At 40.7% G+C, this 12,452-nt stretch carries 14 protein-coding genes and 1 tRNA gene; 14 read left to right on the top strand and 1 reads right to left on the bottom strand.

The annotated features are described in order from the left end of the window. The 7 genes from ABIX36_RS11015 to ABIX36_RS10985 all read left to right on the top strand — a co-directional run. A partial coding sequence (locus ABIX36_RS11015) for a DUF3945 domain-containing protein (RefSeq protein WP_348082217.1) occupies positions 1–560 on the top strand: 560 nt, incomplete at its 5' end. A 5-nt stretch (positions 561–565) separates the two neighbouring features. After that, the gene (locus ABIX36_RS11010) at positions 566–1,159 is read left to right on the top strand and encodes a hypothetical protein (RefSeq protein ID WP_348082216.1); all 594 of its coding nucleotides are present in this window, start codon (positions 566–568) and stop codon (positions 1,157–1,159) included. Beyond that, the gene (locus tag ABIX36_RS11005) at positions 1,143–1,601 is read left to right on the top strand and encodes a PH domain-containing protein (protein WP_348082215.1); all 459 of its coding nucleotides are present in this window, start codon (positions 1,143–1,145) and stop codon (positions 1,599–1,601) included. Before ABIX36_RS11010 ends, ABIX36_RS11005 begins: the two co-directional genes overlap by 17 nt. Positions 1,602–1,656: 55 nt before the next feature. Beyond that, positions 1,657–1,935, top strand: a complete 279-nt coding sequence (locus ABIX36_RS11000) for a hypothetical protein (RefSeq protein ID WP_348082214.1) — start codon at positions 1,657–1,659, stop codon at positions 1,933–1,935. A 144-nt stretch (positions 1,936–2,079) separates the two neighbouring features. Then, positions 2,080–3,042: a hypothetical protein gene (locus tag ABIX36_RS10995; RefSeq protein ID WP_348082213.1), complete on the top strand. Its 963-nt coding sequence runs from the start codon at positions 2,080–2,082 to the stop codon at positions 3,040–3,042. A 246-nt stretch (positions 3,043–3,288) separates the two neighbouring features. After that, positions 3,289–3,678, top strand: coding sequence for a hypothetical protein (locus ABIX36_RS10990; RefSeq protein WP_348082212.1), 390 nt, complete (start codon positions 3,289–3,291; stop codon positions 3,676–3,678). A gap of 594 nt (positions 3,679–4,272) precedes the next feature. After that, positions 4,273–4,473, top strand: a complete 201-nt coding sequence (locus ABIX36_RS10985) for a hypothetical protein (protein ID WP_348082211.1) — start codon at positions 4,273–4,275, stop codon at positions 4,471–4,473. A 1,606-nt stretch (positions 4,474–6,079) separates the two neighbouring features. Here ABIX36_RS10985 and ABIX36_RS10980 read toward each other — a convergent pair. Further along, positions 6,080–6,156: transfer RNA gene (locus ABIX36_RS10980), tRNA-Met, on the bottom strand. A gap of 326 nt (positions 6,157–6,482) precedes the next feature. Between ABIX36_RS10980 and ABIX36_RS10975 the strand changes: the two genes are divergently transcribed. From ABIX36_RS10975 to ABIX36_RS10945, 7 genes are all read left to right on the top strand, one after another. Next, on the top strand, positions 6,483–6,758 hold the full coding sequence (locus ABIX36_RS10975) for a helix-turn-helix domain-containing protein (protein WP_348082210.1): 276 nt from the start codon (positions 6,483–6,485) through the stop codon (positions 6,756–6,758). A 2-nt stretch (positions 6,759–6,760) separates the two neighbouring features. After that, a complete protein-coding gene (locus ABIX36_RS10970) occupies positions 6,761–6,982 on the top strand; it encodes a hypothetical protein (RefSeq protein ID WP_348082209.1) in 222 nt (73 codons plus the stop codon). 152 nt (positions 6,983–7,134) lie between these two features. Then, positions 7,135–8,301: an aerolysin family beta-barrel pore-forming toxin gene (locus ABIX36_RS10965; RefSeq protein ID WP_348082208.1), complete on the top strand. Its 1,167-nt coding sequence runs from the start codon at positions 7,135–7,137 to the stop codon at positions 8,299–8,301. Between the two features lie 474 nt (positions 8,302–8,775). Then, the gene (locus tag ABIX36_RS10960; protein WP_348082207.1) at positions 8,776–9,159 is read left to right on the top strand and encodes a hypothetical protein; all 384 of its coding nucleotides are present in this window, start codon (positions 8,776–8,778) and stop codon (positions 9,157–9,159) included. A 535-nt stretch (positions 9,160–9,694) separates the two neighbouring features. Beyond that, a complete protein-coding gene (locus tag ABIX36_RS10955) occupies positions 9,695–10,930 on the top strand; it encodes a tyrosine-type recombinase/integrase (RefSeq protein ID WP_348082206.1) in 1,236 nt (411 codons plus the stop codon). A 195-nt stretch (positions 10,931–11,125) separates the two neighbouring features. Further along, entirely contained in the window at positions 11,126–11,320 is a 195-nt protein-coding gene (locus tag ABIX36_RS10950) for a helix-turn-helix domain-containing protein (RefSeq protein ID WP_348082205.1), read from the top strand. Positions 11,321–11,406: 86 nt separating this feature from the next. Next, the gene (locus ABIX36_RS10945; protein ID WP_348082204.1) at positions 11,407–12,339 is read left to right on the top strand and encodes a toprim domain-containing protein; all 933 of its coding nucleotides are present in this window, start codon (positions 11,407–11,409) and stop codon (positions 12,337–12,339) included. Positions 12,340–12,452 lie beyond the last annotated feature (113 nt).

Below are 12,452 nucleotides of genomic sequence, written 5' to 3'. Positions count from 1 at the left end.
AATACGGCAAACTGGATCTGCTTATTCACCCGATATACCGCAAAGCGCCAACCCCAGATTTCTTGAATGAAACAGAGGCCACGCAGCTACGAAAAGGCGAAGTAGCCAGTTTGTTAAAGATAACACTTGATGATCACGGCACCAAAAAAGAGATGCTGGTCGAATATGATCCGGAAACAAAGGAATATATTGTTTCGGACACCGAAAAGATCTTAGTCCCGGATATGGTGAATAATGAATTCCTGACGCCTGCACAAAAAGAAAATTACCGTAAAGGAAAAGAGGTGCAGCTAACCGATGGTACAAAACTCAATTACTCCGGCACCGATCACCATGGCATCCGCTCGAATAAACTGGCGCTCGTGGCCTCTATTTTGATCGATGGCGGGCTATCCTATATGGTGTATAAAGGACTGAACGCCATGTTTAATAAAAAGCATGAGCCTAAAACTGCTGAAAAGCTAAGCCCCGGTTATTACCAGGCGCTCAAGGATATTGAGAACCAGTATGGATTTAAGCCGCATCAGTTTGAACAATCTCAAACTCGCAAAGGCAGGTAACACTGATGGATATTTTAACAAAGCTTGGCATTTCCTCGGAGATCCAAGCCTTTTTCAATCCCCCTGCCGCTCTTTCCTTTAACTATGGCGACCAGCAGGAACATTACGGCGAAGGTTTTCACACGGTTCCTTCCACACAAAACCTTTGGGTGGCTGGAAGTCAGCAGGCAAGCCATGTTATCATTACTTATTCGGCAATGGAGGCGATGGCCTTTATCACACTAAACAGGCACAGGTATCCCAGGCTGGAACAACTGGCTTTTATTGCTATTGGCAACAGGTTCTATATAGAGCAGGCGGACTGGATCAGGCAGAATTTTCAAGGAAGGAGGTTTAGCCTGGTATTCGGTAAAGACCTCATTGGGCATATCACCGATATTAAATTAACGGCCGGTATAAAAAATATCGCTATTAGAATATTTCATTCTGGAAATGAGGTGATGATCTACCGGGATAACTTGTTGCATGTTTTTCACAATGAACAGATCTCGCTCCACGCTTTTCAGGAAGCCTTTAGCATTCGCCCACGGTTTCGAACAGGTAAACCGGTTCATTCATTAACTTTTTTAGATCAATTAACACATGACGCAGAACGATGAAATTCTATTAAGACCGGCAATGCTGTACGCATTACTGAAAGCCTTGCCGCTAATTATACTGGCCATCACCTTTCTTTTGCTGGCCTGGTGGCTGTCCCCGTATTTTATTTTATTCAGCCTGGTGGTGTGCGCTTTCGCCTGGTACAGGTTATTATACATCCGTAGTTTTCAATACCTGATCACCCATGAATATATCAGGATGACGAGCGGTATCTTCTTTAAGCGTATCGATCAGCTGGAAATGTTCAGGGTGAAGGATTACATTATCACCCAATCTTTTATGCTACAGATATTCAAACTGATGTACCTGACCTTAAAAAGCACCGACCCTGAAAATTCGGTTATACAATTGCAGGGAATCCCTGAATCTGCTATTACGGATACTATTCGGGATAGGGTGTTAGAAGCACGAAAAAACAATAATATTTACGAATTAAATTAAGTAAGTACTTGGAAATTACTAATTTAATTAGTGATTTTAATTAACAAATTAAGTCATGAAAGCCATTATAAGAAACATATTGCTTGCCTGTTTGATTTCGACATTTGCCTTTTTTGGAGCTGTTGGAAGGAAATATTCCAGGGATAAAATGACGGCAGCCGAAAAGGTTGAAATCAGGAAGGAAACACTTACCTGTTTGTCTGTAGCATTCTTAGCTTGTGGATTGTGTGCCTGGCGCTGTTCCGTGCTCAATCGGAGAATAAACGCCAACCGGGAATACCAGCGCTGGTTTAATGAGTATATGCGTAATTCTGCGTTTCATCGCCAATATTAAATTTAAGATATTTAGTATATATATTATTGAAAGTTCCGAGGCTGCAAACCTTGGGACTTTCTTATTATAAATAAACCCATAAAAGGAATTTGCAATACATTTTTCCACAATTTGAATTTGCATTTTGCTAAAGAATTTTTACTAATGAAGGATGATTTTTATGATTTCGTAGCAGTTGAACTGCAAAAAAGCCTGCCTGACAGCTGGCAAAAGGTACAGGAAGAAAAACCAAACGGATATGAATTATGTGGTAACAGACCTGCCTTTTTAGCGCTCAGAGACAGTAAGGCGAGGCAGGTTAACTTATTTGTGTGGCCTCTTTCTTTAGAACTAAATGCAGGATTGGAAAAGAAACTATTAATATTAAGGGATGATATCATTGCTGAAGGCACACTGTTCATAGTGATCAACGAGGAAATTGAAGAAATGCGTTTAGGCAACACAGGTGTTTTTATTTCGGAAAAATTGCTGATCCACTGCCCCAATTTTATTTGGGTAACTTGTTGCCGAGAAAAAAAATATAAAATAACCTTCGATGGTATTCATTTTGAAAACCTCCATGTTGGGCTTTCAAATATTTGGAATGCTAAGGTTACTTATGTTGGTCCTAAAATAGGATCTCAACCAGTTAATCTGGAGATCATGAGCGATACCTGTTGGAAGTGTCAGCGGAAAATCAAAACAGTGACTGGTATCGTTTTTCCCAATCGCCAACTAAAAAATTGGAACAACCCTACCTGGCAATATTATCATAGTCTGATTTCATTAGATCATGTCAAAGGAAAAAGCGCAGATTTGATAGAGAAATTCGTTGTCACCCTTCGACAGGATGATGCTAATATAACGACGGTAGGTTATAAATTTAGTAACACGGTCAGAAGAAGCTATTTTGCAGCCGCTTGCCCTTACTGTGACGCCTTGTGTGGAAGTTTTTACGTAATCGATAGCCGCATGGATTATTTACATTCGCTGCAAAGCCGTATGGATGGCAGCTTAAACTATTATTCCATAACATTGGACGTTGATCGCTATTTGATTCAATCCCTGTTTGTTAGCTCCGAAGGTTGTGATCATACGACCGATGCAGGTTGGGGCAGGCATAAATAAGCAATTTACCCATATAGTTATTGCAAATTTACGTTACCATAAGTCTAACAAGAAGGGAGCCACCAAATTTTACCGTATTAATCAGGTTTAAATTATTTATTCCTATTTTGCAACATCTGAGCGGATATTCTTTACCGCTTTTGTGATAAGGTTTAGGTTGAAAGTCCCCGGCAGCGAGTGTTGGGGACTTTTATTTTTACACTTATCTCCCTTTATTCGGCTAATAACAGCCTCAATCAATCTGTTATGGATATTTCAAAAGAGATCTTGTTTAATTCAACGGGCAATATCATAAAAGAGAATTTAATTGCACTTTATGGCTCATTGTTGTCCGGCGAAGTAATAATACGATTAGCCGAACACAAAAATTTTGATGCTGCGAGAGTCGAGTTCCAAACCTGGGATGAGCGGTCGGTTGTAGAAATGGGCAACCTTTTAGGTCAGGACTACCGGACTCAGACAATGGTCTATAAAACTAAGGATGAATACATTGCTGCCCTTTTCCTTAAAGCCCTGATAAATGAGTGGGAAAATAATCGACTTAAAAAATACGTGTCCGTTTGGAAGATCCCGTTCAACAATAAATGGCTGCCGAATGGCGGAAAAGCGATTATCAGGCGTGGTTCCGCATATTGATCTTGCTGGAACCGACATGTCAGAAACCAGCCAGCCTGAATTTATTTATAATAACATCAGGAACAATACCACTAATCCTCACATTGATTCTAACCAGGATAAAAATCAAGGCCGCAGGAGAGGCAGGTAAACCCGATAAGCGTCTTTTTTAGGATATATGTGCTTTTATATATAAGTCCCCACCTACAAATTATTTTTGTTATGAAAAACACTTGTTTGCTAAACAAGAATTTATCCACACGAACTTTATTTCTCGCTTGGAAAGAAATTTTGTTGATGGCTCGAAATAACATCAGCACCAATACTGGAAAATGGAAAACCTTTCATTATTCCGATGTCCCCATTGAAATCGCATCAAAGGCGTTTTTAATGGGATTTTTGCTGTTGGGCGAAAATTAGCGTAGTAAAGTAGTCCAGTTTTGTGTTAATGAAGTCGCTTGATGCGATAATCCTTTAAGGCAAGGGGATGTGAATTTGCAGGCCGTTTCACGTACTTGCTAATGAATTTAAGAATGCCCGGTCTATTTGGGCCTCTTCCTATTATAGTGTAAGACAACAGTCTCAACACCTCCATATAAAATAATTAAAAGACAGGTGAATAAATTTCAGGACTTAGATGTCTTACGTAAGACAGATCTTACCGTTGAGGAAGTTAAGCGCCATTCCGCATTCGCCAAACTTTCTGAAAACCAAATTTTGGACATCATAATCACCATCAAAAAGATTACAGAAATTGCCTTCAATTGCAATAATATTTCGAGTAAAAATCTTGGAGAAGCGGGTGAAAATGTGTAAATTGAACTTCTTTCTAATCTTTTAACGCGCATACTTATGATTGAAATAACTCCATTTGACACATTTGCGAAAGGGACAATAACATCAAGTAAAGTACGTGGTACAAACTGTGTAATTTATACGAGAGTAAGCAGCAGGGAGCAAGCTGATAATTTAAGTTTGGGCACACAACTGAAAGGATGTAATCAATATGCCGAAAGACTAAAATATAAAGTATTAGCCCAATTTGGCGGAACATATGAAAGTGCCGAAAATGATGAGCGAAAGGAATTCATCGCGATGCTGGCATTTGTAAAAAAGGCCAAGGAAAAAGTATCTTACATATTAGTTTACAGTTTGGAGCGTTTTTCCAGAAATGATAACTCCATCTGGTTAAGCGGCGAACTCAGAAAGTTAGGAATAGAAATAGTTTCAGTTACCCAGCCTATTGACACCTCTAGTGCATCGGGACAGATGCAACAAAAAATGCTTTTCTTATTTGGGGAGTTTGATAATCAACTCAGGAAACAAAAATGTACAGCGGGTATAAAAGAAATGCTGCTGAGGGGGGATTGGCCAACTGCTCCACCACTTGGGTTTGATATCGTGCGCAGTAATGGTATTCGTAAGATAGTCGTTAACGAAAAGGGGAAACTTTTGAGGCAGGCCTACGAGTGGAAATCACAATACAACTTATCAAATGAAGCCATTCGCGGAAAGCTACTGGAGAAAGGTTTAAAATTAAACCATCAAAGGATATCAGAAATTTTTAGAAATCCATTCTATTGCGGATTAATGGCCCATAATATGCTGGAAGGCCGTATCGTTGAGGGCAATCAGGAAAAATTGATTTCCAAAGCCACCTTTTTGAAAGTCAACGGAATTTTAGATCAGAATGCTCATGGATATTCTTTAAAAGAAGAGAATGAAGCCATTCCTTTAAAGCGTTTTACAAAATGTGCGGAATGCGGCAAGCCGCTTACTGGCTACCTTATGCGCAAAAAAAATATCCATTATTATAAGTGTAAAACGCGCGGCTGTAATACCAACAAGAATGCCAAATCTCTGAATGAGACTTTTTATAATTTGCTAAATAACTTTACATTAAGTTTAGATCACGATTTTCTACAGCTTATCCGTCAACAAGCTATAGCAACTTTCAATCAACTATTTAAAGGTGAAGAAGAAGCTTACGTTTCTTTAGCCAATCAATATAAAGAGCTAATGAAAAAGATAAATCGCCTGGAAGAACGTTATATCGAAGAAGAAATTAATAGTGAATTATACAACAAGTTTTCTGAGAAATATCTTTTGGAAAAAGACGAATTGGAAGGTAAGATTTTAAAAGCCTCCAAAAAAAGTTCGAACCTTGGAGATTGCATCGATATTTCGTTGGAAATAGCTTCAAAAATGGCTGAAAAGTGGGTTTTAAGCGACTATGTGGTTAAGCAAAAGATTCAGTCATTAGTGTTTCCAGACGGCATTACTTTTAGTAAGAAAAAAGAAGAAGTTCGAACCCCGCGAATTAATTTTTTGTTTTTGTATGTTACTTATTTTCAGCAACTTATGAGTAATAAAAAAAGCGGCATACCAGAATTAAATCTGGATTTTGCCGCTTTCGCCTGTTTGGTAGCGGGGAGCAGGATCGAACTGCCGACCTTAGGGTTATGAATCCTACGCTCTAACCATCTGAGCTACCCCGCCGGGTTATTTTTCTAACTGAAAATCAGCTTCTTAAGGCTCTTGCCGTATCGGCTATTTTTCAGTCACATAACTTGTTAACGGTTTTGTTAACGGTGCGCCTTTCGGTGCGTGGAGCGCAAAGGTAAGAAACACGGCTTTATAATTCTAATCTTTTTCATTTTTTACTCGACGACCAATAAACAGGAAGCATACAAAAAAGTTCCTCGACCTGATTTATTCAAAAGCCCAGTTAAAACACGGTATTAATACCGTGTTTTAACTGCATGGTTATCAATTTATCAATTTTATATTCAACAAAGTTTTACCTTGATAAAAAACCAATCACAGTGGAAGTAATATGCTTTGAAGACAGGGCTTTTTACGAGATGGTCGATAAGCTTGAAGCCTATATCGACAGCAAAAAGCAACACCAGACGAAAAGCGACAAATGGGTTTCTGGCGAGGAAGCCATGCGCATGTTGCGTATCACCAGCAAAACCACGTTGCAGAAATTCCGCGATGAAGGGAAAATCCGTTACAGCCAACCCGAGAAAAAAATCATACTGTACGATGCCGACAGCATACGTGATTTTATTGAAGACTTTACTTACGAAATATTTTAATCATGGAGGAAGAAAAAGACCCATCGCCGGAATATATCAAGGGATTTAATCAGATGTATAAGTTGAAAAAGGAAACGCCCGAAGTTACACAGCAGTTATTATCTGCCCAAGCTGAAGGCGAACGCTTTAAAGGCATGACAGCTGGGGCAAGGCAATGTGAAGTGGAGCGCATCCGGGAAATTTCGCAAAAAGGCCGTAATCAATCCCCTGAACGCGAAATTTAATTATAAAACATGGCAGATATTTATAATCAAATAAATTCAACCGGAGTAAATTTGAGGTGAAAGTTGCGTATTTTTATGAGTGGGCGGTCATACAAAAAGCATTATAACGATATTCATTATAAAAAAACCAAACACAAACAAAACACAAAAACATGGGAGACGTAAATGCAACAGATTACATGAACCAACTTTTGGAATTAAAGTCAAAGGTTCGCTATTCCGGTACACAAATTAAATCAATCTGGGTTTTTACAGACAAGGACGGAAAGCACATTAATAAGCCATCCGAACCTGTAGAGATAGAAGTACCGTACGATTATGTAGGCAGTGCAAAAGTGGTTAACTCGAGAATTGTTAGAGTAACCGACCTTATCTTCGATAAGACACGAATTACAACCTTGCCGCAAAGCGGGATTCTGACACGCAAAACTATTATTAATTGTGCAGACGCAAGTGTCACCTCTACAATTGGTCTTTCGGTGACGGGTACTAAGAGTTGGAGCGTCACCAAAACCGATAGTGTAAGTACAACCGTCGGAGCATCAATATCTGGATCGGTGGGTGTACCTGGAGTTGCAGGTGGTTCAGCATCTCTTTCATTTTCCCAACAAATAAGCACATCCAACGCAGTTACAGACGGGGGTTCGGATCAGGTTACCCGGTCATCGAACGAAAACATTTCGGTGGGTCCCAGAAGAGCAATCTCAATTGAGCTATTTGCTTATCAGTCGGGTGCCGAAATACCGTACTCGGCCAATGTCGTAATTGATGGCGATCTTCAAGCGAACGACAGCGGACTTAGCGTTGCAAGTTCTCTTCTTTCTGAAAAAGAGCGAACGCTTCAGATTTCAGGGATTTTACGCCTTACAGACGTTTCTGAGGCGAATTTAAGAACGCGAGATATAGGTGGTGCTGAAGGCTGTGAAGCTCCTATGGGCATAACAATATCCGAAGATCGATTTAGTTCTTTTCCGGCCGAAAAACTAGGATCATACTTTGCGGAAGATTTTGTAAATAGTGCTAGTGCAGTTCGAAAGGATGGGCAACTTTTTGCGCACAGCACAAAATTTGCTGATTTTTCTTGGACCATAACCGAAGGTGGCCCACAAATTGGTCCACCGGATGGAACTCACTATGAAATTCTTTATACAACGCAGATTACCGAAGCCACCCCAAGCTGCGGCTTCAACGATTTAGGACTGATGAACTTGGGACTATTCAATGTAGAAGTAAGGCAGTATCGCACTTATGTGGGCGGCAAAGCTGCGGCAGAGTGGCAAGAGAGCGTGAAGACTTTTGTCTTATGTTTTCCGTTTTAAGACGGGGGATTTCACGCCTAAACGCTGTGCGATCCCTCTACAAGGGTTTTGTGTCATCCAGGTGGAGCGCGAAATTTTACTAAAGTTTTTCAACTGAAGATCAGTAATTGGCTTTTGTACTTAGATTTCCTGCAAGCGGCGAGCATACCTGAACACAATTTTATTTGATTGCAAAAAAAAGTGAAGCTCGGATCTGAAAACAAGATAACAAAAGCAGAGCATTGTTCCATTTCGCAATTAATGAAAATCGGACCTAAAATCCTATTCCAGTAAATGGAGTAGGGGTCTAATTCCCGCTCTGAGTACTTAAAAAGGAGCAGGTAGGTGAAAGACACCTACTGCTTTTTTATTTCAGGGCAATAATTAGACAACATTTCACAAGGACAACGCTCTTTTCAATTTCTCAAAGTTCTACGTGTTGCAATTAAGTTTTTCTATTATTAACTTTAAAAAACTTTAATTTAATTTAATAAGATGAACCTAATACCTTTTAAAATCAACTATGTTGAAAACAGCAATAAACCCGAATTAGAACTTGTACGCTTTATAGCGTCTGTCGATATCAATACTTCAGGTTATGCGCTTATCGATAAAACATTCGATGGCGATGAAAAAGTATCAAATGAATTCAGGCATATTTATATATTTCCTGACCTAGAAGTTAAAAAAGGGCAAGAGGTGCTTTTATATACAGGTAAAGGCACTAACGGATTTTTTAAATTTAATAACAGTAATGTTGAATATCACAGGTTATTTTGGGGTGCTAATGAGTGTGTTTGGAATGATAAAGGCGGAGATAAGGCGACCTTAATTAAATTTGACCCAATAAATAGTGTATCAGTTCCAAAAGTGTCATAGCAGCTAACTTTAATAAAATGGGGAATAAAACAATCTGCTTAGAAGAACCTGCCGTTTACGAACTGTTAGAAAGAGGTGTCACCTATAGTCTAATAATTTTGTTGACACTTTGAGTAGGTAGGTTAAAATCATTCAAAGTTTTATTCTTTGCTACCAACGGCTAAATAAAAAAATTCCTTATCCGGCTTAGTCCACCATATAAAATTCAGCTTGAATATTTTAGTTTATTCTATAGACTGCAATTGATTGATCAGGTAGCGCTATAGTAGCACTGCTGTCTGGTAAATCTAACTTAGTGTGTATTTAGATCGCTGACGTTATTAAATATTTCAGTGATGTCAGACCTTATTCCGATCTCATCCTGAGTGAGAGAGGGTAGCAATTGCCGGTGATGGATGTTTGTAGTTTGTTATAAACAAAACAAACATTTAACCCGTCAAAAGCCGGAAGTGAGATATATCTATATGCATTGTTTTTGACCCCAAAGGTAGCACCACAGTAGCACGACTGTGGCCTGCCGGAAAGAATGCGTTTCATGTCCTCTGCCAAAACTTTTAATTTCACTAAGCCCGCTTTATTAGCATTACAATTACCAAATACGGGCAAGCGCGTTTATTACCGCGACAGCCGGGAACAAGGCCTGATCCTTGATGTCAGGCCCAGCGGCTCTAAAACCTTTTACTTGTACAAGAAGATCGCAGGGCGACCGGAACGCCTGCTTATCGGAAGCTTCCCCGATACCAGCATTGAGAACGCCCGTAAAGCAGCGTCCGTGCTGAAAGGCCAGATAGCATCCGGCAAGAACCCGCAGGAAGAAAAGCGCGGCATCCGCAATGAAATGACCTTTCAGCAGCTGTTCGACGAATACATGACCCGTTACAGCAAGCAGCATAAAGAAACCTGGCAGCAAGACGAGCAAGTCATTAAAAATCACTTCAGCCATTTCCTAAATAAAAAGATTTCCGCCATCTCCCAAAACGACGTGCAGCGCACCCACGCACGTATTGGTGTAGACAGCGGACACTATGCCGCCAATAACGCGGTAGCGCGATTACGGGCCATCTTTAACCGGGCAATTGAATGGGGCTGGCAAGGCATTAACCCGGCAACAAAGATCAAAGAGTTTAAAGAAGCAACACGTGACCGGTTTATGCAGCCGGAGGAGCTCCCCCGTTTTGTTGCAGCACTCGACCAGGAAGACCAAACGATAAAAGATTATACATGGCTGTTATTGCTGACAGGTTCGCGTAAATCCAAAGTTACCGCTATGCGATGGGCAGATATTCGCTGGCACCAACAGGAATGGCATATCCCGAATACCAAGAACGGTGACCCGATTATCATTCCGTTGACACCACAAGTTTTACAAATTCTGCAACAACGCTGGCAAATCGCTTTGGCGGAGTGTAGCCAATCTGCCAAAAAACCGAAATGGGTATTTCCAAGCAATAAAAGCAAAACGGGACATATCGCATGCCCCGCGCATAGCTGGAAAAAACTTTTAGAAAAGGCAGAGATCGAAAACTTCCGTATGCATGATCTGCGGCGGACATTGGGCAGTTACCAGGCCATCACTGGTGCAAGCTTGCAGATCATCGGAAAATCTTTAGGACACCGCTCACCGGAGGCCACATTGATTTATGCGCGGCTGCACCTTGACCCCGTACGTGCTGCGGTTGAAAAAGCCACCAACGCCATGTTCAGTTTATCACAAAATAATCAATCAGCTAATACTCTACTCACAATTCAGCACCATAATGACGGGTTCTGATTAATAAAAAAATTTCTTTGGCAACGATAATCAATTTCAAAGCACTACCATCGTATGACTGCTCATAATAATCGTTGTTCTTTATTGATGAAGTGCGTTTCTTTTGATTTTGCGAAGTATTCTATCTTATAACATTCCCGTTTCCTGAAGCGTAACGATTCTTCAGGAGCCTTTTTTACTCAAACGGAGAATGTAATGCCTACCAGAAAAAAACCAAAAGAAATTATGAACCGCAAGGAAGCCGCCGCCTATATCAATTACGCCCCAAATACATTGGCCACCTGGGCCTGCAAGAAACGCTACGATCTGAAATATTTCAAGATCGGGCGTGCAGTTCGCTATCACCGGTCAGACCTGGACAAGTTCCTTGAAGACCGGCTGATACGATAAATAAAATCGGAAAAGGAAAGTTCTGAGCAAACCTCCTTTTCCTTACTGCCCACTCACCGACCTATCATTTTACTTTGGAGCGCACGATGAATATCGAACAGGCGAAGACGATACCTATTTCCGAAATTTTAGCCAAGCTTAATTTCAAGCCTACCCGGCAAACCGGCCACAATGCTTATTATTTTTCGCCAATACGAAACGAAAAAACGGCAAGTTTTCACGTTAATAGCCTTAAAAATTGCTGGTACGATCATGGAATCGGCCAGGGCGGCGATGGTATTAACCTTGTGTGCCTGTACCTGAAATCACAAGGCGAAGACGACACAGTATATGACGCGTTACGATGGATCAGAAACATGGTTGGCACCATTCCGGCAGTCGCCGCAATTCAACAGATCGCCAGCCCGGACAAGGATAAAAGCATTCGCCTGAAATCAGCTGATACAGTTAACAAAATAGCGTTGATCCGCTATTTGGAAAATCGCGGTATTGCGCTGCATATTGCGGCCAAACATCTTAAACAAGTGCGCATTCATAATCAAAACACCGGCAAACATTTTTACGCGCTTGGTTTTAAAAACGAAAAAAGGGGTTATGAATTAAGAAACTCGTTTTTCAAAGGTTGCGTTGGATCGAAAACTGTTTCTTTTATCCGTGGCCAGCCTACCAAAAGCAAAACAGACGAGGTGCATTTATTCGAGGGGTTTATGGATTACCTGACGTTTCTAACGATTCAGGAAGGCCATCAGCACCAGGAAGATGTTATTGTGCTGAATTCAACCGCATGCATAAAAACTGCCATCTCCTATATTAAGCAATACGGTTATAAATTAGCCTGTACCTGGATGGATAACGATCAGGCAGGTGATACGGCCACCGCCCTGTTAGCCGATTTTTTCAAGACCGAAGAAAATCTGCTGCATAAACCGATGAATAGCGTTTACCAGGGTTATAAGGATTTAAATGCCTGGCACATGCATAACCTCAATTTGTGTTTGGAGGTAGTGTGGAGATTCTGATGAACCAGACCACCTGATTCCGGGGCAAGCTGACCACCAATTCCGGGGCAAACTGACCAGGGGATTCCGGGACAAACTGACCACCCTCGACGTGTAGCAAATGCTGTAGAAGC

It is taken from the genome of Mucilaginibacter sp. (assembly GCF_039925265.1).
GTDB lineage: Bacteria > Bacteroidota > Bacteroidia > Sphingobacteriales > Sphingobacteriaceae > Mucilaginibacter.
This window is presented reverse-complemented; position numbering and strand designations above follow the sequence as displayed.